The following is a 23107-nucleotide window of genomic DNA, read 5'->3' as shown; positions in this document are numbered from 1 at the left end:
GCCAATTTTTCCGTGTGAGGAAATGGGGGTGAGCAGGGTGACACGCCTGCTCGATTACGTACGGCAGCGGCAGAAGAGACCCGGTGCGGCAGCGGTGCGAGTGCCGGTGCAGGGCGGCCACGCGGGCCTCGTGCACAGCGAACTGGCCGCCGAACTGCCGGACGAGGACCTGGGGGAGGAGCTGGCGGACTGCCTGGTCCTGTACGAGATGGGCAGCAAGCCGCGCTGCGAGGAGGTGGAATTCCTCGACCTGGTGCAGGAGGCGATCGACCGGATCGAAGAAGCGCAATGACAGCGCGATGACAGCGCAATGACCCGGACGGTCCCTGGGCGATGACCCGTACGGCACCGAGGCAATGATCTCCGTCCGCCGTAGGCTGCCTCCATGTGCGGAATCGTGGGATACGTGGGCGGGCAGTCGGCCCTGGACGTCGTACTGGCCGGACTGAAGCGGCTGGAGTACCGCGGCTACGACTCGGCCGGCGTCGCGGTACTGGCCGACGGCGGCCTGGCGGCGGCGAAGAAGGCCGGCAAGCTCGCCAATCTGGACAAGGAGCTGGCCGCGCGCCCGCTGCCGGCCGGCAGTACGGGCATCGGCCACACCCGGTGGGCCACGCACGGCGGGCCCACCGACGCCAACGCCCATCCCCACCTGGACAACTCCGGGCGGGTCGCGGTGGTGCACAACGGCATCATCGAGAACTTCGCCGCGCTCCGTGCCGAGCTGACCGACCGCGGCCACGAACTGACCTCCGAGACGGACACCGAGGTGGTCGCCCACCTGCTGGCCGAGTCCTTCTCCTCGTGCGGTGACCTCGCCGAGGCGATGCGGCAGGTCTGCCGCCGGCTGGAGGGCGCCTTCACGCTCGTGGCGGTGCACGCCGACGCGCCGGACGTCGTTGTCGGCGCCCGCCGCAACTCCCCGCTGGTCGTCGGCCTCGGTGAGGACGAGGCGTTCCTCGCCTCCGACGTGGCGGCCTTCATCGCGCACACCCGCGAGGCCGTCGAACTGGGCCAGGACCAGGTCGTGGAGGTGCGCCGGGACGGCGTCCAGGTCACCGACTTCGAGGGCCGCCCGGCCGAGGTGCGTCCGTACCACGTCGACTGGGACGCCTCGGCCGCCGAGAAGGGCGGCTACGACTACTTCATGCTGAAGGAGATCGCCGAGCAGCCGAAGGCGGTCGCGGACACCCTCCTGGGGCGGATCGGCGCGGACGGGCGGCTGTCGCTGGACGAGGTGCGCATCCCGGACGGGGTGCTGCGGGAGGCGCAGAAGGTCGTCATCGTGGCGTGCGGCACGGCCTTCCACGCGGGGCTGATCGCCAAGTACGCCATCGAGCACTGGACGCGCATGCCGTGCGAGGTGGAGCTGGCGAGCGAGTTCCGCTACCGCGACCCGATCCTGGACCACCGCACGCTGGTCGTCGCGATCTCCCAGTCCGGCGAGACCATGGACACCCTGATGGCGCTGCGGCACGCCCGTGAACAGGGCGCCAAGGTCCTCGCCATCTGCAACACCAACGGCTCGACCATTCCGCGCGAGTCCGACGCCGTGCTCTACACGCACGCCGGGCCCGAGGTGGCCGTCGCCTCCACCAAGGCGTTCCTCACCCAGCTGGTCGCCTGCTACCTGGTCGCGCTGTACCTGGGCCAGGTGCGCGGCACGAAGTGGGGCGACGAGATCCAGGCGGTGATCAAGGAGCTGGCCGAGATCGGCACCCAGGTGGACGAGGTGCTGGGCACGATGGAGCCGGTACGGGAGCTGGCCCGCGGCCTCGCGGACAAGAACACCGTGCTCTTCCTCGGGCGCCATGTAGGCCACCCGGTCGCCCTGGAGGGCGCGCTGAAGCTCAAGGAGCTGGCGTACATGCACGCCGAGGGCTTCGCGGCCGGCGAGCTGAAGCACGGCCCGATCGCGCTGATCGAGGAGGACCTGCCGGTGGTGGTGATCGTCCCGTCGCCCCGCGGCCGCTCGGTTCTGCACGACAAGATCGTCTCCAACATCCAGGAGATCCGGGCCCGCGGCGCCCGCACCATCGTCATCGCCGAGGAGGGCGACGAGACGGTCGTGCCGTACGCCGACCACCTCGTCCGCATCCCGGCGACGCCGACCCTGCTGCAGCCGCTGGTGGCCACCGTGCCGCTCCAGGTCTTCGCCTGCGAGCTGGCCACGGCCCGCGGCAACGAGGTCGACCAGCCGCGCAACCTCGCGAAGTCGGTGACCGTCGAATGATCATCGGAGTCGGTATCGACGTCGCCGAGATCGACCGGTTCGCCGCCGCGCTGGAGCGCACGCCCCAGATGCTGGACCGGCTCTTCGTCGACAGCGAGCGGTACCTGCCCGGCGGCGAGCCGCGCGGCGTCGCCTCCCTCGCGGCCCGGTTCGCCGCGAAGGAGGCGCTGGCCAAGGCGCTGGGCGCGCCGCGCGGCCTGCACTGGACGGACGCCGAGGTGTACGTCGAGGACAGCGGGCAGCCACGGCTGCGGGTGCGGGGCACGGTGGCCGCCGCGGCGGCGGAGCGCGGGGTGCAGACCTGGCACGTCTCGCTCAGCCATGACGCGGGGGTGGCTTCGGCAGTGGTGATCGCGGAGGGGTGACTGTGCCGGTCGGCGGGTGGCCGCAACGCGCCGCGGGGGTGCGCCCGGTGGTCTTCCGCAGGCGCGCCGTGGCTGGTCGCGCCCGCGCGGCGCAGCCGCATGTCGACACCGCCCCGCGCCCCTGTCGGGGCACACCTAGGCGGTCACTGACAGCCATGTCTCCGGCAGCGCCGCGGCCACGTCACACGCGGTCAGTGGCGTGCCCGTCGACGCCGCCTGACGGGCCGCCAGCCCATGGAGGTACGCGCCGGCCGAGCCCGCGTCCAGAGCGGAGAGACCTGTCGCCAGGAGCGCTCCCGTGAGGCCGGAGAGCACGTCGCCGCTGCCCGCCGTGGCGAGCCAGCCCGTACCGGTCGGGTTGACCCGGACGGCGCCGCCCGCGGGGTCGGCGATCAGCGTCGAGGAGCCCTTGAGCAGCACCGTCGCGCCGTACCGGGCGGCCAGCTCGCGTACCGAGTGCAGCCGTGCCGACTCCACCTCCTCGCGGGCGGCGCCGAGCAGCGCGGCGGCCTCGCCCGCGTGCGGGGTGAGCAGCGTCGGCGCCGTACGGGCCCGCAGCCGCGTCGGATCCAGGTTGTGCAGCCCGTCCGCGTCCACGAGGACGGGCACGTCGGAGGCCAGCACGTCGGCCATGGCCGCCTCGTCGTCGCCCAGCCCCGGGCCGATCACCCACGCCTGCACCCGCCCCGCCTTCGAGGGCGGGCCCGCGTGCACCAGCGTCTCCGGGTGCGCCGCGATCACCGCGTCGCCGCCGGGGCCCACGTACCGCACCGCGCCCGCGCCGCCGCGCAGCGCGCCCGACACCGCCAGCACCGCGGCGCCCGGATAGCGCGCCGAGCCCGCCACGACGCCGACCACGCCGCGCCGGTACTTGTCGCTGTCCGCCGCCGGTACGGGCAGCAGCGCCGCCACCTCCGCGTGCTGCAACGCCTCGACGTCCGGGTCCGGCAGCTCCAGGCCGATGTCCACCAGCCGCAGCGCGCCCACGTACTCGCGCGCCGGATCGATCAGCAGCCCCGGCTTGTACGCGCCGAACGTCACCGTCGCGTCCGCCCGTACGGCCGTCCCGTCCACCTCGCCGGTGTCCGCGTTCACCCCGCTCGGCAGGTCCACCGCCAGAACGGTACGGGCGCGCGCCGCCTCGGCCAGCTCCGCCGCCTCCGGGCGCAGCCCGCCCTTGCCGCCGATGCCCACGATGCCGTCCACGACGAGGTCGGCGCGGCCGATGTCGCCGCGCGGGTCGGCCGACACCCGGCCGCCCGCCGCCCTGAGGGCCGCCAGACCGCCCTGGTGCGCCCGTTCCGGGGACAGCAGCACCGCGCGCACCCCGGCGCCCCGGCGGGCCAGCCGGGCGCCCGCGTACAGCGCGTCGCCGCCGTTGTCGCCGCTGCCCACCAGCAGCACCACCCGGGACCCGTACACCCGGCCCAGGAGGTCCGCACAGGCCACCGCCAGGCCGGCCGCTGCCCGCTGCATCAGGGCGCCGGCCGGCAGCCGCGCCATCAGGTCCCGCTCCGCCGCCCGCACCTTCTCCACGCTGTAAGCAGTCCTCATGCCCCCAGTCTCACCCGCAGAGCCGCGGGCACGCCTGCCCGGTCCGGGTGCCCGGCCCGTGCTCCGGGCACGCGGCCAGGGTCGCCCGGTGCGTCGCGATGCGCCCTCCGCGCGGCCCGCCAGCGCGGCACCTCCGCCCGGCCGAAAAACCCGCTCGCCAGGGCGAACCTGCGCCCCTCCGTGAGGCGCCGAGCCGCCGCCACGGCACATCTGGTCGTATGAACCGATATTTCTCCACCCTGCTGGTCGGTGCCACCGGCACCGCCACCCTGCTGGGTCTCGCGGCGGCCCCCGGGACCGCCGCCGGTGATCCCGGGCCGCAGAAGCCGCACGTCTACACCGTGTCCGAGCTGGTACCCGGCGTCCCCAACGCCGCGAAGCCGAAGGACACGCCCGACCAGACGTACGAGTCCAAGCCGACGGTCCACGGGAAGAAGCCCGGCAAGCAGCCGGGCAAGCACGCGGGGAAGCCCGGGAAGCACACCGGCAAGCCCGGCAAGCCCGGCAAGCCGTCGGCCGGCAAGCCCGGCGCGCAGGAGGCCGACGGTGCCCGCGCCGAGAAGGCCCCCATCGTGGAGTACGTGCCGCGCACCGAGGTCATGCGGGCACCGAAAGCCCCCGACTGCACCACCGCCACCGGCCCCTTCCAGAAGCAGGTGGAGCGCTACCTGAAGCTGAAGGTGGACGGCAAGCAGTCCCCGGCGGACTGCAAGGCCATCAGCGCCTTCCAGAAGCGGGAGAACATCAGCCCGGCCAACGGCTTCACCGGCCCGGCCACCTGGGGCACCATCCGGCTCCTGGTCGCCAAGGCGGACCCGAACAAGGCGGGCCGCTGCCCCGTGCCCCCGATGCGCAAGAAGGGCGAGCACTGGGCGCCCCGGGTGGCCTGCGTCGACCTGCCGCGCCAGATCATGTGGGTGCAGAACCACGACAAGGTGATCTTCGGGCCCGTGGCGATCCGCAGCGGGCGGGCCGGCTACCCGACCCGCCCCGGCAAGCACGAGGTCTACCTGCGCAACCGGCACCACTACTCGACGATCTACCACTCGCCGATGCCGCACTCCCAGTTCTTCGACGGCGGCCAGGCCCTCCACGGCATCTCCGGGAACATCTACAGCCCGCCCGGCTCGTACGGCTGCGTGAACCTGCGGCGGCCGCACGCGGCCAAGCTGTGGAACCTCCTCAGGGTGGGCGACGAGGTCTTCGTCTGGGGCCGCAAACCGGCCGAGTGACCCGGCGTCAGGCGCCCGGAAACCTCTCACTGCGGCGGTCGGAAGGGCCCCGCCCGCCGCACCTGAGACACTGATGACGATGAACGAGAGAGCACTGCGCGCCCGTGCCACCATCGACCTCGACGCACTGAGGTCGAACGTGCGTGCCCTGAAGGCGCGCGCTCCGCGTGCGCAGCTGATGGCCGTGGTCAAGTCCGACGGGTACGGCCACGGCGCGCTGCAGTGCGCCGCAGCGGCCCGTGAGGCCGGCGCCGAGTGGCTGGGCACGGCGCTCCCCGAAGAGGCCTTCGCGCTGCGCGAGGCGGGCGACACCGGCCGCCTCATGGCCTGGCTGTGGACGCCCGGCGGCCCGTGGCGCAAGGCCGTGCTGCTCGACATCGACGTCTCGGTGAGCGGCCTGTGGGCGCTGCACGAGGTGCGCCACGCGGCGCACGCCGCCGGCCGCCGCGCACGCGTCCAGCTGAAGATCGACACCGGCCTCGGCCGCAACGGCTGCCCGCCCGCCGAGTGGGCCGAGCTGACCGAAGCGGCCCGCGCCGCCGAGGCCGAGGGCCTGATCGAGGTCACCGGCGTCTGGTCGCACTTCGCCTGCGCCGACGAGCCCGGCCACCCCTCGATCGCCGCCCAACTCGCCGTCTTCCGCGACGCGCTCGCGACCGCCGAGGCGGCCGGCCTGGCGCCCGAGGTCCGGCACATCTGCAACACCCCGGGCCTGCTCACCCTCCCCGACGCGCACTTCGACCTGGTCCGCGCCGGGATCGGCATCTACGGCGTCTCGCCGAGCCCGGAGGTCGGCACGCCCGCCGACCTCGGGCTGCGCCCGGTCATGACGCTCTCCGCCGCCCTCGCCTCGGTCAAGCACGTACCCGGCGGCCACGGCGTCTCGTACGGCCACCACTACACGACCCCCGGGGACACCACGCTCGCCCTGGTCCCGCTGGGCTACGCCGACGGCATCCCGCGGCACGCCTCCGGTACAGGGCCGGTGCTCATCGCCGGCAAGCGGCGCACGATCGCCGGCCGGGTCGCCATGGACCAGTTCGTCGTCGACCTCGGCGGGGACACCGCCTCCGTGGGGGACGAGGCGGTGCTCTTCGGGCCGGGCGACCGCGGCGAGCCGACCGCCGAGGACTGGGCGCAGGCCATCGGCACCATCGGGTACGAGATCGTCACGCGCATCGGAAGCCGCGTCCCACGCGTCTATGTCCCTGGGCGCGGGAATGTTCCGGAACAGGACGGAACGGGGGACGGGACATGAGCGAGCACACACCGGGCGTGCCGGACGTGGCCGAGGCCGCCGCCGGCGCCGCGCGGACCGTGGGCGGCTGGACCCGGGCCGGCCGGCACGCGGGGGTCGCGGGCGCCGCGATCGGCGTGGTCGCGGCCGGCGCCGCCGCGGGGATGGCGCTGGAGCGGCTGACGGTCGGCCGCGGGGTGCGCCGCAAGGCGCGGATGGCGCTGGACTCGGCGGGACCGTACGGCTCCCTGCGCGGCGCGCCGGGCAGGGCGTACGCCGAGGACGGCACCGAGCTGTACTACGAGATCGACGAGCCCGACGAGGGTTCGGGCGGCGAGGCGCAGAAGGCCCGCCGCAAGCGCCTCCTGAAGGCCATGGGGCGACGCTCCGCGGCCCCCACCGTCGTCTTCTGCCACGGCTACTGCCTCAGCCAGGACGCCTGGCACTTCCAGCGGGCCGCGCTGCGCGGCACCGTCCGCACGGTCCACTGGGACCAGCGCAGCCACGGCCGCTCGGCCCGCGGCCACGCCCAGATCGAGGGCACCGAACCGGTCACCATCGACATGCTGGGCCGGGACCTGAAGGCGGTACTGGACGCAGCCGTGCCGGAGGGGCCGATCGTGCTGGTCGGGCACTCCATGGGCGGCATGACGGTGATGGCGCTGGCCGATCAGTTCCCGGAGTACGTGGCCGAGCGCGTGGTGGGCGTCGGGCTGGTCGGCACGTCGGCCGGGCGGCTGAGCGAGGTCGCCTTCGGGCTGCCGTCGCTGGGCGTGAAGGCCTTCCACCGCTTCGCCCCGGGGGTGCTCAAGGCGCTGGGCGCGCAGAGCGAGCTGGTCGAGAAGGGCCGGCGGGCCACGGCCGACCTCTTCGCCGGGCTGGTGAAGCGGTACTCCTTCGGCGCGCCCAAGGACGTCGACCCCGGTGTCGCGCGCTTCGCCGAACGGCTGATCGAGGCGACCCCGATCGATGTGGTCGCGGAGTTCTTCCCGGCCTTCGCCGTGCACGACAAGACGGCGGCGCTGGCGGCGTACGACGCCGTACCGGCGCTCGTCCTGGCCGGCGACCACGACCTGATCACCCCGCCCGAGCACAGCCGCGCGATCGGCGACCTGCTGCCGGCCGCGGAGCTGGTCTGCGTACCGGACGCCGGCCACCTGGTCATGCTGGAACACCCCGAGCTGGTCAACGACCGCCTGACGGCCCTGGTCGGCCGCGCGGTGGCGGAATCCCGCGCCCGGCGGCCGGCGCGGGCCTGACGCGCGGCCCGGGAGACCCCGGGAGACCCCGGGAGGCCCCGGGAGACAAGGCCCGGAGGCAGGGCACCGCCGCCGCGGCGCACGGTGCCCGCCCGGCCTCGTACCATCGGCGGCATGAGCACCACCGACGCCACCACGCAGGTAACCGTCAAGTCTCCGGATCGGATGCAGGAGTTGGGCCGCCGGCTCGCGGGCCTGCTGCGCCCGGGCGATCTTGTGCTGCTGAGCGGGGAGCTCGGCGCGGGCAAGACGACGCTGACCCGGGGCCTCGGCGAGGGCCTGGGCGTACGCGGCGCCGTCACCTCGCCGACCTTCGTCATCGCCCGGGTGCACCCCTCGCTGCACGAAGGCCCGCCCCTGGTGCACGTCGACGCCTACCGGCTCGGCGGCGGCCTGGACGAGATGGAGGACCTGGACCTGGACGTCTCGCTCCCGGAGTCCGTGGTCGTCGTGGAGTGGGGCGAGGGCAAGGTCGAGGAGCTGTCCGAGGACCGGCTGCACGTCGTCATCGCGCGCGCGGTGGGCGCCGAGGCGCCCCTGGCGGACGAGGACGACGTCCGCGAGGTGACGGTCACGGGCGTCGGCGCGCGCTGGGCCGGCAGCGATCTGAGCGTGCTGCAGGAGCTCTGAGCCGGGCGCGGCCCCTGCCGGGCCGTTCTTCCGGGGCGGCGGGCCCGGTAGTTTCCGACAAGCCGTCGGCAAGATGTTGCGTCGGCGGTGCCGGGCGTGGTCACATGGAAGGAGAGAGCCGGTTAGGTCTACCTAACTATGCCCGCTCGCCCCAGGATCCCCGGGAGGCATCCATGTCGGCCCACCAGTCCCTCGCCGCGGCGGCCCGCCGCGACGACAGCGAACCGTCCCCGTTCCGGCGCGAGGACGGCCCCCGGCCGACGATGAACGAACTCCTGGCGTCGTGTGCGGCCGCCAGCGCGATCTCCACGCCTCCGGACGCCCCCGAGGCGCAGACCGGGCCCGAGGCCCGTCCCGAGCCGGTGACCGGGGCCGCCCACCTGCCGGCGGTGCCGGCGGACGACCGCGACGCGGCGTAGGCGCGCAGCGCGGCGAGGCGACCGCCCCACCGCGCACCGGCCGTCCACCCGCCGCCACGGCGCGCCGTAGCCCGTACGGGTGATTCATCGGCTCGCCCGGAGCCTTTGCGCCGTACGGGTGCCGGGGCGTGCGGGGGCCCCGCGCCCGCGGGGAGAGCTACGAGACCACGACGACCTTCGTGCCGATCGTGGCGAACTTCCACATCGCGGCGCCGTCGGCGCGCTTCTCGCGGACGCCGCCCGTCTTCTTCCGCCCCGCGTCCGGCTGCGGCATCGAGCCGTCGACCGCCGCGCTGAAGCCGACCACCACGTTGTCGACCGTCGCGAAGCGCACGACGTTCTCGACCGGAATGCCGTCGGAACCGGTCACGCTCGCCGAGCGCGTGGTCACCGAGTACGCCCCGGGCGCCGGGCTGACCGTGCTCGGTACGACCTTGTACGTGCGCAGGACCTGATCCTTCGGGCCGATCAGCCACACCCGCCGGTCGTCCAGCGCGTACACCACGCGCTTGCCCGCACCGGAGTGCGCCGGCACCGCGGTCTCCCGCTTCTCCTTCTCCGCCGCCGACTCCTCCGGCTTCCGGTGCCCCGACGGCGACGGCGACGCCGAGGTGCCGTCGGCCGAGCGGACCGGCTTCAACGGGTCGGTGGCGTCGGCCGAGGCCTCGAAGGCCAGAAAACCGACCGCGGCCAGTGCCATCACGGTGAGAGCCGTCACGATCGAGCTGCTCCTAGCGGCCACCGCCGTGCCACCTTTCCGTACGGATCCGTACGTGTCCGAGGTCCGAAGGCCGGCACCTGGCGTGCCGGAGTTCCAGCACGCAGCGTACCGGCGAGCGCAGCACCCGGCAGGGTGGCGTCCGCCGCGCCGTAGTCTTGAGGACGTGCTGCTGCTTGCCCTTGACACCGCAACCCCCGCCGTCTCCGCCGCGCTGCTCAGCTGCGACCCCGCCCCGGACGGCGGCCGGCCCGCTCCCCGCGTGCTCGCCGAGGCGCGCGAGGTGGACGCCCGCCGCCACGGCGAACTGCTGCTGCCCGCCGTCGACCGGGTGCTCGACGAGGCCGGCCTGAAGCTCGACGCGGTCACCGACATCGTCGTCGGCGTCGGGCCCGGCCCGTACACCGGCCTGCGCGTCGGCCTGGTCACCGCCGCCACCTTCGGCGCGGCCCTGGACGTGCCCGTGCACGGCCTGTGCTCGCTGGACGGCATCGCGTACGCCGCCGGGATCGAGGAGCCCTTCGTCGTGGCGACGGACGCACGCCGCAAGGAGGTCTACTGGGCCCGCTACGCGGACTTCCGCACGCGGACCACCGACCCGGCCGTCGACCGCCCGGCCGACATCGCCGAGCAGGTCGCCGGCGTGCCGGCGGTGGGTGCGGGCGCGGTGCTGTACGACGGCACCTTCGACGGCCTGCGCGCCGACGGCCCCGAGCACCAGTCGGCGGCGGCCCTCGGCGCGCTCGCCGCCGAGAAGCTGGCCCGGGGCGAGACGCTGCTGCCCCCGCGGCCCCTGTACCTGCGGCGGCCGGACGCGCAGGTCCCCGCCAACTACAAGGTGGTCACCCCCAAGTGACCGCCCATGCCGACCAGCCCGCCGGCCGGCCCGGGACCGCGCCCCCGGGCGCGCCGGCCGCCACGCTGCGCGAGATGCGCTGGTGGGACATCGAGCCGGTGCTGGAGCTGGAGGAGGAGCTGTTCCCCGAGGACGCGTGGTCGCGGGGGATGTTCTGGTCCGAGCTGGCGCACGCCCGCGGGCGCGGCGCGAACCGGCACTACACCGTCGCCGAACAGGACGGCCGGCTCGTCGGCTACGGCGGGCTCGCCGCCGTCGACGGCACCGGCGACGTCCAGACCATCGCCACGGCCCGCGACCAGTGGGGCTCCGGGCTCGGCGGCCGGCTGCTGACCGACCTGCTCACCGCCGCCACCGCCTTCGAGTGCCACGAAGTGCTCCTCGAAGTACGCGTCGACAACCTCCGTGCCCAGCGGCTGTACGAACGCTTCGGCTTCGAGCCCATCGGCTTCCGCCGCGGCTACTACCAGCCGGGCAACGTCGACGCCCTGGTCATGCGCTACACCTCCGAATCCCTCGTACAAGGAACACCGATCAATGGCTGACGAACCGCTCGTCCTCGGCATCGAGACCTCCTGCGACGAAACCGGGGTCGGCATCGTCCGCGGCCACACCCTGCTGGCCGACGCGATCGCCTCCAGCGTCGACGAACACGCCCGCTTCGGCGGCGTCGTCCCCGAGGTCGCCTCCCGCGCCCACCTGGAGGCGATGGTCCCCACCATCCAGCGGGCCCTGAAGGAGGCCGGCGTCGCCGCCTCCGACCTGGACGGCATCGCGGTGACGGCCGGGCCGGGGCTGGCCGGCGCGCTGCTCGTCGGCACCTCGGCGGCCAAGGCGTACGCCTACGCCCTCGGCAAGCCGCTGTACGGCGTCAACCACCTCGCCTCGCACATCTGCGTCGACCAGCTCGAACACGGCGCGCTGCCCGAGCCGACGATGGCCCTGCTGGTCTCCGGCGGCCACTCCTCGCTGCTGCTCGCGCCGGACATCACCTCCGACGTGCGGCCGCTGGGCTCGACGATCGACGACGCGGCGGGCGAGGCGTTCGACAAGGTCGCCCGGGTGCTGAACCTCGGCTTCCCCGGCGGCCCGGTCATCGACCGGATGGCCCGCGAGGGCGACCCGGAGGCCATCGCCTTCCCGCGCGGCCTGACCGGCTCCCGCGACCCGAAGTACGACTTCTCCTTCTCCGGCCTGAAGACCGCCGTGGCCCGCTGGATCGAGGCCAAGCGCGCGGCGGGCGAGGAGGTGCCGGTGGCCGACGTCTCCGCGTCCTTCCAGGAGGCCGTCGTGGACGTGTTGACGCGGAAGGCCGTCCGGGCCTGCAAGGACCACGGCGTGGACCACCTGATGATCGGCGGCGGCGTCGCGGCCAACTCGCGGCTGCGCGCGATGGCCGAGCGGCGCTGCGAGGACGCGGGCATCACGCTGCGCGTGCCGCGCCCGAAGCTGTGCACGGACAACGGCGCGATGGTCGCGGCCCTGGGCGCCGAGATGGTCGCCCGGAACCGGCCGCACTCCGCCTGGGAGCTGTCCGCCGACTCCTCCCTCCCGGTCACCGAGCCGCACGTGCCGGCCCCCGGCCACGAGCACCGGCACGGCGTCCCGCACTCCCACCACGGTCACGGGCACAGCCACGATCACGTGCACGAGGTCAGCAAGGACAACCTGTACTCGTGATCAGTCTGTACCTGTGATCGGCCGGTACTCGTGATCAGTCGTCGACGGGCTTGGCGGGCTGCCCGATGAGCATCGTGGGGGCGCCCGCGACGCGGGTGAGGAGCACCGTGGCCGCGTTCGGGCCGCGGAGCTTCACCTTGCGGCGGATCTCCTCCGGTTCGACCGCGGAGCCGCGCTTCTTCACCGTCAACACGCCGATCTCGCGTTCCCGAAGGAGTGCCTTGAGGTTCTTCAGGTTGAAGGGCAGCTCGTCGGTGATCTCGTAGGCGGCGGCGTACGGGGTGGGGCGCAGCTCGTCGGCGGTGACGTACGCGATGGTCTCGTCGATCAGGCCGCCGTCCAGCCCGGCGGCGGCCTCCGCGACCAGGTGCGCGCGGATGACGGCGCCGTCCGGCTCGTAGAGGTAGCGGCCCACGGGCCGCACGGGCGGGTCGGGGAGCGGGGCGGCGGTCTCCAGGTGCGCGCCGGAGGGCAGCAGGGTGGCCCGTACGGAGCCGGGGGCCGTGCCGAACCAGAGCACGGCCTCCTTCACGTCCCCGCCGTCCGAGATCCACTCCGCGGCGGCGTCCTCGGGGATCGCCTCGTGCGGAATGCCGGGGGCGATCTTCAGCGCGGCGCGCGGGGCCTTGCGTGCCGCCTCGATCGCCCAGGAGAGGGGCGGGGAGTACGCCTCCGGGTCGAAGATCCGCCCGCCCGTCGCCCGACCACCACCCCTCATCGACGCGCTGCGCGCGGCACCTGCTCGATTGCCGCCGCGCCGCGCCGGGTCCACGAAGACCGCGTCGTACGGGCTCGTGTCGATCTCCGTGACGTCGGCGCAGCGCACCTCGATGAGGTCGGAGAGGCCCAGTGCTTCGGCGTTCGCGCGGGCCACCTCCGCCGTCAGTGGATCGTGGTCGACGGCCAGCACATGGATGCCGGCCCGGGCGTACGCGATCGCGTCGCCGCCGATGCCGCAGCACAGGTCGGCGACGGACCGTACGCCGAGCGCGGACAGCCGCGCCGCGCGGTGCACGGCGACGGTGCGGCGGGTGGACTGCTCGACGCCGTTCGGGGTGAAGAACATCCGGTACGCGTCCTCGGCGCCGAACTTCGCGACCGCGCGCTGCCGCAGCCGGGCCTGCCCGAGGGCCGCGGACACCAGCTCGGCGGGGTGCTCGCGGCGCAGCCGGGTGGCGGTGGCGAGTTCCTGAGCGGGGTCGTGGTCGCGGAGGCCGGCCAGCAGGGTCCGGCCCTCGTCGCTGAGCAGTGCGGAGAAGGCGTCGAGAGGGTTCACCCGTCCCATTCTGGGGCAGGTCCCGGATCTCTTTCCGAGCCACGTTGGCACTCCGCTTGACCGAGTGCTAACCGCGTCATAGTCTCGGCGCTGGCACTCCCCGTTGGAGAGTGCCAAACAGCGAGCCGACCGGGCCCAGGCCCGGGGAGCGAGCAAAAGCTACGCGCGACGGGCAGGTCCGGCACCCGCGACGACGGATCCACCTGGTCGCCACCTCAGACAGTTAACCCCGTGAGATCTCCGAAGGGGGAGGTCGGATCGTGACGACCGCCAGCTCCAAGGTTGCCATCAAGCCGCTCGAGGACCGCATTGTGGTCCAGCCGCTCGACGCCGAGCAGACCACGGCTTCGGGCCTGGTCATTCCGGACACCGCCAAGGAGAAGCCCCAGGAGGGCGTCGTCCTGGCCGTGGGCCCGGGCCGCTTCGAGGACGGTAACCGTCTTCCGCTCGACGTTTCCGTCGGCGACGTCGTGCTCTACAGCAAGTACGGCGGCACCGAGGTGAAGTACAACGGCGAGGAGTACCTCGTTCTCTCCGCCCGCGACGTTCTCGCCATCGTCGAGAAGTAGTCGCGGAGTCCGGGCTCACCTCGGACACCGGTACTGCACCCAGCTTTTCTGATCTGCGCCCCTGGTTCCCGCGTCTCACCACCCGGGGCAGGGGCGCATTTCGTTGAGAGTACGACTAAGGACACGTAACTCATGGCGAAGATTCTGAAGTTCGACGAGGACGCCCGTCGCGCCCTCGAGCGCGGCGTCAACAAGCTTGCCGACACGGTCAAGGTGACGATCGGCCCCAAGGGCCGCAACGTCGTCATCGACAAGAAGTTCGGCGCCCCCACCATCACCAACGACGGTGTGACCATCGCCCGCGAGGTCGAGGTCGACGACCCGTACGAGAACCTCGGCGCCCAGCTGGTGAAGGAGGTGGCGACCAAGACCAACGACATCGCCGGTGACGGCACCACCACCGCCACCGTCCTGGCCCAGGCGCTGGTCCGTGAGGGTCTGCGCAACGTCGCCGCCGGTGCCTCCCCGGCCGCCCTGAAGAAGGGCATCGACGCCGCCGTCAAGGCCGTGTCCGACGACCTGCTCTCGACGGCCCGCCCGATCGACGAGAAGTCCGACATCGCCGCCGTCGCCGGCCTGTCCGCCCAGGACAAGCAGGTCGGCGAGCTCATCGCCGAGGCGATGGACAAGGTCGGCAAGGACGGTGTCATCACCGTCGAGGAGTCCAACACCTTCGGCCTGGAGCTGGACTTCACCGAGGGCATGGCCTTCGACAAGGGCTACCTCTCCCCGTACATGGTCACCGACCAGGAGCGGATGGAGGCCGTCCTGGAGGACCCGTACATCCTCATCCACCAGGGCAAGATCTCCTCGATCCAGGACCTGCTGCCGCTGCTGGAGAAGGTCATCCAGGCCGGCTCCTCCAAGCCGCTGCTGATCATCGCCGAGGACGTCGAGGGCGAGGCCCTGTCGACCCTGGTCGTCAACAAGATCCGCGGCACCTTCAACGCCGTCGCGGTGAAGGCCCCCGGCTTCGGCGACCGCCGCAAGGCGATGCTCGGCGACATGGCCACCCTCACCGGTGCCACCGTCATCGCCGAGGAGGTCGGCCTCAAGCTCGACCAGGCCGGTCTGGACGTGCTGGGCACCGCCCGCCGCGTGACCGTCACCAAGGACGACACCACCATCGTCGACGGTGGCGGCAACTCCGAGGACGTCGCCGGCCGCGTCGCCCAGATCAAGGCCGAGATCGAGTCCACCGACTCGGACTGGGACCGCGAGAAGCTCCAGGAGCGCCTCGCCAAGCTCGCCGGTGGCGTCTGCGTCATCCGCGTGGGTGCGGCCACCGAGGTCGAGCTCAAGGAGAAGAAGCACCGTCTGGAGGACGCCATCTCCGCGACCCGCGCCGCGGTCGAGGAGGGCATCGTCTCCGGTGGTGGCTCCGCCCTGGTCCACGCCGTGAAGGTGCTGGAGGGCAACCTCGGCAAGGAGGGCGACGAGGCCACCGGTGTCGCCGTCGTCCGCCGTGCCGCCGTCGAGCCGCTGCGCTGGATCGCCGAGAACGCCGGCCTCGAGGGCTACGTCATCACCTCGAAGGTCGCCGAGCTCGACAAGGGCAACGGCTTCAACGCCGCCACCGGCGAGTACGGCGACCTGGTGAAGGCCGGCGTCATCGACCCGGTCAAGGTCACCCGCTCCGCCCTGGAGAACGCTGCCTCCATCGCCTCCCTGCTGCTCACGACCGAGACCCTGGTCGTCGAGAAGCCGGCGGAGGAGGAGCCCGAGGCCGCGGGCCACGGCCACGGCCACGCGCACTGAGCCTGCTGACTCCGCACCGAGGCCCGGCACCCCGAGAGGGGCGCCGGGCCTCGGCCGTTGTGCAGGGGCGTGCGGACTACTGCGGCCCGTACTTGCGCCCCGTGCGGGACGTGACGCCGCCCAGGAGGTTGCGCGGGGCGAGCTTCACCACGCCCATCAGGGCCTTGTACCGGGGGTCGGGGATGGACACCGAACGTCCCCTGGCCAGGTCCTTCATCGCCGCGTCGACCAGATTGTCCGCGTCCAGCCACATCCAGCCGGGGATGTTGTCCGTGCCCATGCCGGCCCGCTCGTGGAACTCGGTACGGACGAAACCGGGGCACAGCGCCATCAGCCGCACCCCGCTGCCCGCCAAGTCGCGCGCCGCGCCCTGGGTGAACTGCACGACCCACGCCTTGCTCGCGCCGTACGTCCCGCGCGGCACGAAGGCCGCGACCGAGGCGACGTTCACCACCCCGCCGCGCCGCCGCTCGCGCATCCCCGTGACCGCCGCCGAAGTCAGCCGCAGCACCGCCTCGCAGTGCACCTTCAGCATGGCCAGCTCGTCGGCCATGGGGACTTCCAGGAACTCGCCCTTGTTGCCGAAGCCGGCGTTGTTGACCAGCAGATCCACCGGGTGCTTGCGGTCGGCGAGGCGTTCCTCGACGGCCGCGATGCCCTCCTCCGACGCCAGGTCGGCGGGCAGCACACCGACCTCGACCCCGTGCCGGTCGTGCAGCTCGGCCGCGTGCTCGCGCAGCCTGTCCTCGTTACGGGCCACCAGCACCAGGTTGTGTCCGTCGGCCGCCAGCCGGCGCGCGAACGCCGCTCCGATACCCGCCGTCGCTCCCGTGACCATCGCAGTCGTCATAAGAGAACGCTATCGGCCCGGGGTCGTTCCGCTCGTCGGGGCACCCGCCGGCCGGGCGACCGGCGAGCCGTCAGCTTCCGTATGTCCGTAGGGACTTCTCTCCCGGGCACCGATGCCATTCGGCCCATTGACGGTCTGCTTCGCGCCGAAAAGTCCACCCGGAATGCCGGACTCCCGTGGACTTCCACCCCGCCAAAGCAGTGACCGAATATTCCGACTCCGCCCCAAGCGGTGCTTATGCTTGGGGAATGATCGAGGCCCGTCATCTCCGTGTGCTGCGCGCCGTCGCCCGGACCGGTTCCTTCTCCGCCGCCGCGCGGGAGCTCGGCTGCACCCAGCCCGCCGTCTCCCAGCAGATGAAGGCGCTCGAACAGTCGGCCGGCACGCCGCTCATCGTCCGCACCGGCCGCGAGATGCGCCTCACGGAGGCGGGCGAGGCCCTCGTACGGCACGCCGCCGGCATCCTGGCCGGGCTCACCGCCGCCGAGGAGGAGGTCGCCGCGATCGCCGGGCTGCGGGCCGGGCGGGTGCGGCTGGTGTCCTTCCCCTCGGGCAGCTCCACGCTGGTGCCGACCGCGCTGGCCGCGATGCGGTCCGCGCACCCCGGCACGGCGGTGTCGCTGGACGAGGCGGAGCCGCCGCGCTCCATCGACATGCTGCGGGGCGGGGACTGCGAGATCGCGCTGGCCTTCCGCTACCCGGAAGTGCCGGGCGCCGACCCGGCCGCCGAGTCCGAGTGGGACGACCTGGTGGTCCGCCGGGTGCTCACCGACCGGCTGGTGGGGCTCGTGCCCGAGCACCACCGATTCGCCGGCGTCGGCCGGGCCGGCTTCGCCGAGCTGGCCGGGGAGGCGTGGATCGCGGGCTGCCCGCGCTGCCGCCGGCACCTGGTCTCGGTGTGCGGGAACGCCGGTTTCACGCCGCGCATCGACTTCGCCACCGACGACTATCCGGCCGTGATCGGCCTGGTCGGCGCGGGCCTCGGCGTCGCCGCGCTCCCGGAGCTGGCGCTGGCCTCGGTACGGCCGAAGGGCGCGCGCACGATCCGGCTGGAGCCGGTCGTGCAGCGCGAGATCGTGGCCCTGACCCTCCCGGACCTGGCCCAGGTCCCGGCGGTGACGGCGATGCTCGACCAGCTGGCGGCCGCGGGTCGCCGCTGATCCGTCCCGTATCGCTCTCCCGGGCGGTACGGGGCGTCGCACCGCCGTCGGCGGCCGCGGTGAAGAAACGTTTCGTCTGTTCGGGTGTCGGCCGGCCGTCAGTCGCCGGACATCGATGGCCCCGGGCCGCCCGCCGGCACCAGGCGGTGACGGGCCCGGCCCATCAGCTCTTCCCTCTCGTCCTCGGTCAGTCCTCCCCAGACGCCGTAGGGCTCGCGAACGGCCAGCGCGTGCGAGGCGCACTCGGCGCGTACCGGACAGCGCATGCAGACCTCTTTCGCCGACGTCTCGCGCGCGCTGCGGGCCGCGCCGCGCTCGCCTTCAGGATGGAAGAAGAGCGAACTGTCCACACCGCGGCAGGCGGCGAGCAGTTGCCAGTCCCAGAGGTCTGCGTTCGGGCCCGGAAGGCGGGAGAAATCTGCCATTGCTAGTCCCCTCGAAGCGTGGCGGTATCGGGCTCCTGGTCAAGACCGTACATCTACCTTCTAAGTAGATGTAAATATGACTCTTCTCGAATCCTGCCCCATAACCAAGAAAGACGGAAGAAAAGTCACCAAACAGGGCAAAGCGGACCGCTTACAGAAAGTGGGGCGCCGAGGGGCGCGGGTCTTGCTGCTGCGTGTCCGGCCCCTCACATAGAGTGTCGAAAACGGCCCCTCAGCCCGTAACTCTTTCGGGTGACCGTCGTTGAGAGTGCGGAAGCGGTTGACAGAGGGACTCCCCGGGCAGGTGTCCGAGGCCGTCAATCGCGCAGGTGACGATACGTACCAGCCTGGAGGCACAACGTGACGCGCATCAGCTGCGGAGGACGGCCATGACTTCCGTCCTCGTCTGCGACGACTCCCCGCTTGCCCGAGAGGCGCTCCGTCGGGCGGTTGCGACCGTCCCCGGCGTCGAGCGCGTGACGACCGCGGCCAACGGCGAGGAAGTGCTCCGCCGCTGGGGTGCAGATCGCTCGGACCTGATTCTGATGGACGTACGCATGCCCGGTCTCGGAGGTGTCGAGACCGTGCGCCGGCTGCTGTCCGCCGATCCGGGCGCCCGGATCATCATGCTCACCGTCGCCGAGGATCTCGACGGGGTGGCGCTGGCCGTCGCCGCCGGCGCCCGCGGCTATCTGCACAAGGACGCCTCGCGCGCCGAGCTGCGCGCGACCGTCACCCAGGCGCTCGCCGACCCGACCTGGCGCCTCGCCCCGCGCCGGCTGCGGTCCGCCGAGATGGGTGCGGCCCCGACGCTCACCGCGCGGGAGATCCAGGTGCTGGAGGGCATGAGTCACGGCCGGTCGAACGCCGAGATCGGGCGTGAGCTGTTCCTCTCCGAGGACACGGTCAAGACGCACGCCCGACGGCTCTTCAAGAAGCTCGGCGCCTCCGACCGCGCGCATGCGGTGGCGCTCGGCTTCCGCTGGGGCCTGGTCCGCTGAGCCGTTCGTCACGTGTGGGCACAGCGGGGCCGCGGCGCGCGCCGTCCTGACGGGGTGGCGCGTGCCACGGCCCCGCTCTGCCGCCGTCCGGCGCCGAAACCTCACGCGATGCCGCATGCTTGAGGTGTGACTCCTCCCCGGCTCCAGGGCCGGGGCTTCTCACTCGGCCAGAAGAGACCTCATGACGGACATGCCCCTGACGGTGCCACGCGGCACCGGTGAACGCCGTGGGCGACGTCTCGGGTCCGGCATGGGCAACACCCGAAAGGGGGAGGCGTGGGACGTGAGTGCTGGCACACCGACGCATAACACTTCGGTGCACAACTACGGGGGCGATGCCGCGAACCGTGCGGCGTCAAGGCACCATGGACCGATGCGCGAGGACGGGACCCAGGAGATCGGCGGGCTCGTCGCACGTGCCGTCGAGGGGGACCGGCAGGCGACGCACGACCTCCTCGCCCACGTGCACCCGCTCGCCCTGCGCTACTGCCGTACGCGGCTCTCCAGGCTGCCGGGCGACGCGCGGCACTTCGTCGAGGACCTCGCGCAGGAAGTCTGCGTGGCGGTCCTCTGCGCGCTGCCGCGGTACCGCGACACCGGGAAGCCCTTCGAGGCGTTCGTCTTCGCCATCGCCGGGCACAAGGTCGCCGACCTGCAGCGGGCCGCCATGCGCGGCCCCGGCAGCACGGCCGTGCCCTCGGACGAGATGCCGGAGCAGCCGGACGACTCGCTCGGGCCCGAGGAGCGGGCGCTGCTCAGCAGTGACGCGGAGTGGGCCAAGAAGCTGCTGGCCAGCCTGCCGGAGAATCAGCGGGAGCTGGTGCTGCTGCGGGTGGCGGTCGGCCTGACGGCGGAGGAGACCGGGCAGATGCTCGGGATGTCGCCGGGCGCTGTCCGGGTCGCGCAGCATCGCGCGCTCAGCCGGCTCCGGGCGCTCGCCGAGCAGTAGGCGCCGCAGCCTCCGGTACGGAGCGGGGCGGCCTGCCGCGCGCCCTGATCCGTACGTGTGAACGTACAAACTACGCGGGTGATCTTGCTCGTGGAATGAGCCACCGGCCATTCCCGTTAGCATGGACATCCGCACTGATCAAGGCCATTGGGAAGGTGTCATGACCAACGTCGACGGAGTGCCCGGAAAATTCGCGACACTCGGGCTGACCTACGACGATGTGCTGCTGCTGCCGGGCGCCTCGGACATGGCGCCCGACCAGATCGACACCTCCTCGTACATCTCGAAGAACGTCCGGGTGAACGTCCCGCTGCTGTCCGCGGCGATGGACAAGGTCACCGAGGCCCGGATGGCCATCGCGATGGCCCGCCAGGGCGGCGTCGGCGTGCTGCACCGCAACCTCTCCATCGAGGACCAGGCCAATCAGGTCGACCTCGTCAAGCGCTCCGAGTCCGGCATGGTCACGGACCCGATCACGGTGCACCCGGACGCGACCCTGGCCGAGGCCGACGACCTGTGCGCGCGCTTCCGGATCAGCGGTGTCCCGGTGACCGACGCGGCGGGCAAGCTGCTCGGCATCGTCACCAACCGTGACATGGCCTTCGAGACCGACCGCACCCGTCAGGTGCGTGCCGTCATGACCCCGATGCCGCTGGTCACGGGCAAGGTCGGGATCTCCGGCGTGGACGCCATGGAGTTGCTGCGCCGTCACAAGATCGAGAAGCTGCCGCTGGTCGACGACGCGGGCGTCCTCAAGGGCCTCATCACGGTCAAGGACTTCGTCAAGGCCGAGCAGTACCCGAACGCCGCCAAGGACTCCGAGGGCCGGCTGCTGGTCGGCGCGGCCGTCGGCGTGGCCGGTGACGCGTACGAGCGGGCCCAGGCGCTGATCGAGGCGGGCGTCGACTTCATCGTCGTGGACACCGCGCACGGCCACTCCAAGCTGGTCGGCGACATGGTCGCCAAGATCAAGTCGAACTCCTCCGTCGACGTCGTCGGCGGCAACATCGCCACCCGTGACGGCGCCCAGGCGCTGATCGACGCCGGCGTGGACGGCATCAAGGTCGGCGTCGGCCCCGGCTCGATCTGCACCACCCGCGTCGTCGCCGGCATCGGCGTCCCGCAGGTCACCGCGATCTACGAGGCCTCGCTCGCCGCGAAGGAGGCGGGCGTCCCGGTCATCGGCGACGGCGGCCTGCAGTACAGCGGTGACATCGCGAAGGCCTTGGTCGCGGGCGCCGACACGGTCATGCTGGGCTCGCTCCTCGCCGGCTGCGAGGAGTCGCCGGGTGAGCTGATGTTCATCAACGGCAAGCAGTTCAAGTCCTACCGGGGCATGGGCTCGCTCGGCGCGATGCAGACCCGCGGCGACCGCAAGTCCTTCTCCAAGGACCGGTACTTCCAGGAGGGCGTCGCCTCCGACGAGAAGCTGGTGCCCGAGGGCATCGAGGGCCAGGTCCCGTACCGCGGCCCGCTCTCCTCGGTCGTCCACCAGCTCGCCGGCGGCCTGCGTCAGTCGATGTTCTACGTCGGCGGCCGCACCGTCCCGGAGCTGCAGGAGAAGGGCCGCTTCGTGCGGATCACCTCGGCGGGCCTCAAGGAGAGCCACCCGCACGACATCCAGATGACGGTCGAGGCACCGAACTACAACGCCCGCTGAGCGGGTAGGCCCGGTTCCGGGTCGCATGCGTGAGGGGAGCCCGCGGACACCCGTCCGCGGGTTCCGGCATGTCGGGGATACTGGAACGGCAGACACAGAGGAAAGGCCACACAGTGACTGAGATCGAGATCGGGCGCGGCAAGCGCGGCCGCCGGGCGTACGCCTTCGACGACATCGCCGTCGTACCGAGTCGGCGCACCCGCGACCCGAAGGAGGTCTCGATCGCCTGGCAGATCGACGCCTACCGCTTCGACCTGCCGTTCCTGGCGGCCCCGATGGACTCCGTGGTCTCCCCGGAGACCGCCATCCGCATCGGCGAGCTGGGCGGCCTGGGCGTTCTCAACCTCGAAGGCCTGTGGACCCGGTACGAGGACCCGGAGCCGCTGCTCGCGGAGATCGCCGAGCTGGACGAGGCCGCCGCGACCCGCCGCCTGCAGGAGATCTACGCGGCGCCGATCAAGGAAGAGCTGATCGGCCAGCGCATCAAGGAGGTGCGCGACTCCGGTGTGGTCACCGCCGCCGCGCTCTCCCCGCAGCGCACCGCGCAGTTCTCCAAGGCGGTCGTGGACGCCGGCGTGGACATCTTCGTGATCCGCGGCACCACCGTCTCCGCCGAGCACGTCTCCTCCGCCGCCGAGCCGCTGAACCTCAAGCAGTTCATCTACGAGCTGGACGTCCCGGTCATCGTCGGCGGCTGCGCGACCTACACCGCGGCCCTGCACCTGATGCGTACCGGCGCGGCCGGCGTGCTGGTGGGCTTCGGCGGCGGCGCCGCGCACACCACCCGTAACGTCCTGGGCATCCAGGTCCCGATGGCCACCGCCGTCGCGGACGTCGCGGCCGCGCGCCGGGACTACATGGACGAGTCCGGCGGCCGGTACGTACACGTGATCGCGGACGGCGGCGTGGGCTGGTCCGGCGACCTGCCCAAGGCCATCGCCTGCGGCGCGGACGCCGTGATGATGGGCTCCCCGCTGGCCCGCGCCACCGACGCGCCCGGCCGCGGCCACCACTGGGGCATGGAGGCCGTGCACGAGGACGTGCCGCGCGGCAAGCGCATGGACCTCGGCGCGGTCGGCACGACCGAGGAGGTGCTGCTCGGCCCGTCGCACACCCCGGACGGTTCGATGAACTTCTTCGGCGCGCTGCGCCGTGCGATGGCCACGACCGGCTACTCCGACCTGAAGGAGTTCCAGCGGGTCGAGGTCACGGTGACCGCGTAGGCACCGCTCCCTTCCATACGGGGAGGCCCCGCCACTCGGACTCGGGTGGTGGG

Annotated in this window: 23 protein-coding genes; 18 read left to right on the top strand and 5 right to left on the bottom strand. The window is 72.6% G+C overall.

Annotation, left to right across the window (positions count from 1 at the left end; translation table 11 throughout):
• The first annotated feature begins 28 nt into the window (after positions 1–28).
• The 3 genes from IF20_RS10105 (at position 29) to IF20_RS10095 (ending at position 2598) form a co-directional block, all read left to right on the top strand.
• Positions 29–292 carry a hypothetical protein gene (locus IF20_RS10105; RefSeq protein WP_199896553.1) on the top strand — a complete coding sequence of 88 codons (264 nt, stop codon included), beginning with the start codon at positions 29–31 and terminating at the stop codon, positions 290–292.
• A 93-nt stretch (positions 293–385) separates the two neighbouring features.
• A complete protein-coding gene (glmS, locus tag IF20_RS10100) occupies positions 386–2233 on the top strand; it encodes a glutamine--fructose-6-phosphate transaminase (isomerizing) (protein ID WP_052864745.1) in 1848 nt (615 codons plus the stop codon).
• A complete protein-coding gene (locus IF20_RS10095) occupies positions 2230–2598 on the top strand; it encodes a holo-ACP synthase (RefSeq protein WP_052864744.1) in 369 nt (122 codons plus the stop codon). The genes glmS and IF20_RS10095 overlap by 4 nt, the downstream gene beginning before the upstream one ends.
• A 135-nt stretch (positions 2599–2733) precedes the next feature.
• Here the strand turns inward: IF20_RS10095 and IF20_RS10090 are convergent, their stop codons facing one another.
• Positions 2734–4152 carry a bifunctional ADP-dependent NAD(P)H-hydrate dehydratase/NAD(P)H-hydrate epimerase gene (locus IF20_RS10090; protein ID WP_052864743.1) on the bottom strand — a complete coding sequence of 473 codons (1419 nt, stop codon included), beginning with the start codon at positions 4150–4152 and terminating at the stop codon, positions 2734–2736.
• A 218-nt stretch (positions 4153–4370) separates the two neighbouring features.
• Here IF20_RS10090 and IF20_RS37555 point away from each other — a divergent pair, with 218 nt between their 5' ends.
• The 5 genes from IF20_RS37555 to IF20_RS10065 all read left to right on the top strand — a co-directional run bounded on the left by IF20_RS37555 (position 4371) and on the right by IF20_RS10065 (position 8929).
• Positions 4371–5384 (top strand): L,D-transpeptidase family protein, encoded by a 1014-nt coding sequence (locus IF20_RS37555; RefSeq protein WP_110944035.1) that lies wholly within the window; start codon positions 4371–4373, stop codon positions 5382–5384.
• Between the two features lie 79 nt (positions 5385–5463).
• Positions 5464–6642, top strand: a complete 1179-nt coding sequence (gene alr / locus IF20_RS10080; protein WP_052864913.1) for an alanine racemase — start codon at positions 5464–5466, stop codon at positions 6640–6642.
• On the top strand, positions 6639–7880 hold the full coding sequence (locus tag IF20_RS10075; protein ID WP_052864742.1) for an alpha/beta fold hydrolase: 1242 nt from the start codon (positions 6639–6641) through the stop codon (positions 7878–7880). Before alr ends, IF20_RS10075 begins: the two co-directional genes overlap by 4 nt.
• 114 nt (positions 7881–7994) lie before the next feature.
• Positions 7995–8510: a tRNA (adenosine(37)-N6)-threonylcarbamoyltransferase complex ATPase subunit type 1 TsaE gene (gene tsaE, locus IF20_RS10070; protein WP_052864912.1), complete on the top strand. Its 516-nt coding sequence runs from the start codon at positions 7995–7997 to the stop codon at positions 8508–8510.
• Between the two features lie 173 nt (positions 8511–8683).
• The gene (locus IF20_RS10065) at positions 8684–8929 is read left to right on the top strand and encodes a hypothetical protein (protein ID WP_052864741.1); all 246 of its coding nucleotides are present in this window, start codon (positions 8684–8686) and stop codon (positions 8927–8929) included.
• Positions 8930–9086: 157 nt separating this feature from the next.
• Here the strand turns inward: IF20_RS10065 and IF20_RS10060 are convergent, their stop codons facing one another.
• Positions 9087–9671 (bottom strand): L,D-transpeptidase, encoded by a 585-nt coding sequence (locus IF20_RS10060; protein ID WP_052864740.1) that lies wholly within the window; start codon positions 9669–9671, stop codon positions 9087–9089.
• A gap of 142 nt (positions 9672–9813) precedes the next feature.
• Here IF20_RS10060 and tsaB point away from each other — a divergent pair, with 142 nt between their 5' ends.
• The 3 genes from tsaB to tsaD all read left to right on the top strand — a co-directional run bounded on the left by tsaB (position 9814) and on the right by tsaD (position 12183).
• A complete protein-coding gene (gene tsaB / locus IF20_RS10055; RefSeq protein WP_052864739.1) occupies positions 9814–10503 on the top strand; it encodes a tRNA (adenosine(37)-N6)-threonylcarbamoyltransferase complex dimerization subunit type 1 TsaB in 690 nt (229 codons plus the stop codon).
• Positions 10504–10577: 74 nt separating this feature from the next.
• On the top strand, positions 10578–11048 hold the full coding sequence (rimI, locus tag IF20_RS10050) for a ribosomal protein S18-alanine N-acetyltransferase (protein ID WP_052864911.1): 471 nt from the start codon (positions 10578–10580) through the stop codon (positions 11046–11048).
• Complete coding sequence (tsaD, locus tag IF20_RS10045) at positions 11041–12183, top strand: tRNA (adenosine(37)-N6)-threonylcarbamoyltransferase complex transferase subunit TsaD (protein WP_030619847.1); 1143 nt, start codon at positions 11041–11043, stop codon at positions 12181–12183. Before rimI ends, tsaD begins: the two co-directional genes overlap by 8 nt.
• A 34-nt stretch (positions 12184–12217) precedes the next feature.
• On the opposite strand, the gene IF20_RS10040 is transcribed toward tsaD, so the two are convergent.
• Positions 12218–13468: a class I SAM-dependent methyltransferase gene (locus tag IF20_RS10040; protein WP_052864738.1), complete on the bottom strand. Its 1251-nt coding sequence runs from the start codon at positions 13466–13468 to the stop codon at positions 12218–12220.
• Between the two features lie 251 nt (positions 13469–13719).
• Between IF20_RS10040 and groES the strand changes: the two genes are divergently transcribed.
• Both groES and groL read left to right on the top strand, forming a co-directional pair.
• Complete coding sequence (groES, locus tag IF20_RS10035; protein ID WP_019329594.1) at positions 13720–14028, top strand: co-chaperone GroES; 309 nt, start codon at positions 13720–13722, stop codon at positions 14026–14028.
• Positions 14029–14160: 132 nt separating this feature from the next.
• Positions 14161–15786, top strand: a complete 1626-nt coding sequence (gene groL / locus IF20_RS10030) for a chaperonin GroEL (RefSeq protein ID WP_052864737.1) — start codon at positions 14161–14163, stop codon at positions 15784–15786.
• 76 nt (positions 15787–15862) lie between these two features.
• On the opposite strand, the gene IF20_RS10025 is transcribed toward groL, so the two are convergent.
• Positions 15863–16636, bottom strand: coding sequence for an SDR family NAD(P)-dependent oxidoreductase (locus IF20_RS10025; RefSeq protein ID WP_052864736.1), 774 nt, complete (start codon positions 16634–16636; stop codon positions 15863–15865).
• 248 nt (positions 16637–16884) lie between these two features.
• Here IF20_RS10025 and IF20_RS10020 point away from each other — a divergent pair, with 248 nt between their 5' ends.
• Positions 16885–17796 carry a LysR family transcriptional regulator gene (locus IF20_RS10020; RefSeq protein ID WP_052864735.1) on the top strand — a complete coding sequence of 304 codons (912 nt, stop codon included), beginning with the start codon at positions 16885–16887 and terminating at the stop codon, positions 17794–17796.
• 98 nt (positions 17797–17894) lie between these two features.
• On the opposite strand, the gene IF20_RS10015 is transcribed toward IF20_RS10020, so the two are convergent.
• Positions 17895–18221: a WhiB family transcriptional regulator gene (locus IF20_RS10015; protein WP_052864734.1), complete on the bottom strand. Its 327-nt coding sequence runs from the start codon at positions 18219–18221 to the stop codon at positions 17895–17897.
• A gap of 389 nt (positions 18222–18610) precedes the next feature.
• Between IF20_RS10015 and IF20_RS10010 the strand changes: the two genes are divergently transcribed.
• From IF20_RS10010 to IF20_RS09995, 4 genes are all read left to right on the top strand, one after another.
• Positions 18611–19222 (top strand): response regulator transcription factor, encoded by a 612-nt coding sequence (locus IF20_RS10010; RefSeq protein ID WP_003948568.1) that lies wholly within the window; start codon positions 18611–18613, stop codon positions 19220–19222.
• Between the two features lie 373 nt (positions 19223–19595).
• Entirely contained in the window at positions 19596–20171 is a 576-nt protein-coding gene (locus IF20_RS10005) for a sigma-70 family RNA polymerase sigma factor (protein ID WP_030262963.1), read from the top strand.
• Between the two features lie 160 nt (positions 20172–20331).
• Positions 20332–21831: an IMP dehydrogenase gene (gene guaB / locus IF20_RS10000; RefSeq protein ID WP_052864733.1), complete on the top strand. Its 1500-nt coding sequence runs from the start codon at positions 20332–20334 to the stop codon at positions 21829–21831.
• A gap of 113 nt (positions 21832–21944) precedes the next feature.
• Positions 21945–23054, top strand: coding sequence for a GuaB3 family IMP dehydrogenase-related protein (locus IF20_RS09995; RefSeq protein ID WP_052864732.1), 1110 nt, complete (start codon positions 21945–21947; stop codon positions 23052–23054).
• Positions 23055–23107: the final 53 nt, after the last annotated feature.

The organism is Streptomyces niger (assembly GCF_000718305.1).
In the GTDB taxonomy this organism is placed as follows: domain Bacteria; phylum Actinomycetota; class Actinomycetes; order Streptomycetales; family Streptomycetaceae; genus Streptomyces; species Streptomyces niger.
Note: the sequence above shows the minus strand (reverse complement) of the source record. Positions and strands in the feature narration are given on the sequence as shown.

Bases quoted from the DNA above. Each gene is read 5' to 3' on its own strand.
- glmS (WP_052864745.1), top strand. From the start codon at position 386: ATGTGCGGAATCGTGGGATACGTGGGCGGGCAGTCGGCCCTGGACGTC.
- IF20_RS10095 (WP_052864744.1), top strand. From the start codon at position 2,230: ATGATCATCGGAGTCGGTATCGACGTCGCCGAGATCGACCGGTTCGCC.
- IF20_RS10090 (WP_052864743.1), bottom strand. From the start codon at position 4,152: ATGAGGACTGCTTACAGCGTGGAGAAGGTGCGGGCGGCGGAGCGGGAC.
- IF20_RS37555 (WP_110944035.1), top strand. From the start codon at position 4,371: ATGAACCGATATTTCTCCACCCTGCTGGTCGGTGCCACCGGCACCGCC.
- alr (WP_052864913.1), top strand. From the start codon at position 5,464: ATGAACGAGAGAGCACTGCGCGCCCGTGCCACCATCGACCTCGACGCA.
- IF20_RS10075 (WP_052864742.1), top strand. From the start codon at position 6,639: ATGAGCGAGCACACACCGGGCGTGCCGGACGTGGCCGAGGCCGCCGCC.
- tsaE (WP_052864912.1), top strand. From the start codon at position 7,995: ATGAGCACCACCGACGCCACCACGCAGGTAACCGTCAAGTCTCCGGAT.
- IF20_RS10065 (WP_052864741.1), top strand. From the start codon at position 8,684: ATGTCGGCCCACCAGTCCCTCGCCGCGGCGGCCCGCCGCGACGACAGC.
- rimI (WP_052864911.1), top strand. From the start codon at position 10,578: ATGCGCTGGTGGGACATCGAGCCGGTGCTGGAGCTGGAGGAGGAGCTG.
- tsaD (WP_030619847.1), top strand. From the start codon at position 11,041: ATGGCTGACGAACCGCTCGTCCTCGGCATCGAGACCTCCTGCGACGAA.
- IF20_RS10040 (WP_052864738.1), bottom strand. From the start codon at position 13,468: ATGGGACGGGTGAACCCTCTCGACGCCTTCTCCGCACTGCTCAGCGAC.
- groL (WP_052864737.1), top strand. From the start codon at position 14,161: ATGGCGAAGATTCTGAAGTTCGACGAGGACGCCCGTCGCGCCCTCGAG.
- IF20_RS10025 (WP_052864736.1), bottom strand. From the start codon at position 16,636: ATGACGACTGCGATGGTCACGGGAGCGACGGCGGGTATCGGAGCGGCG.
- IF20_RS10020 (WP_052864735.1), top strand. From the start codon at position 16,885: ATGATCGAGGCCCGTCATCTCCGTGTGCTGCGCGCCGTCGCCCGGACC.
- IF20_RS10015 (WP_052864734.1), bottom strand. From the start codon at position 18,221: ATGGCAGATTTCTCCCGCCTTCCGGGCCCGAACGCAGACCTCTGGGAC.
- IF20_RS10010 (WP_003948568.1), top strand. From the start codon at position 18,611: ATGACTTCCGTCCTCGTCTGCGACGACTCCCCGCTTGCCCGAGAGGCG.
- IF20_RS10005 (WP_030262963.1), top strand. From the start codon at position 19,596: ATGCGCGAGGACGGGACCCAGGAGATCGGCGGGCTCGTCGCACGTGCC.
- guaB (WP_052864733.1), top strand. From the start codon at position 20,332: ATGACCAACGTCGACGGAGTGCCCGGAAAATTCGCGACACTCGGGCTG.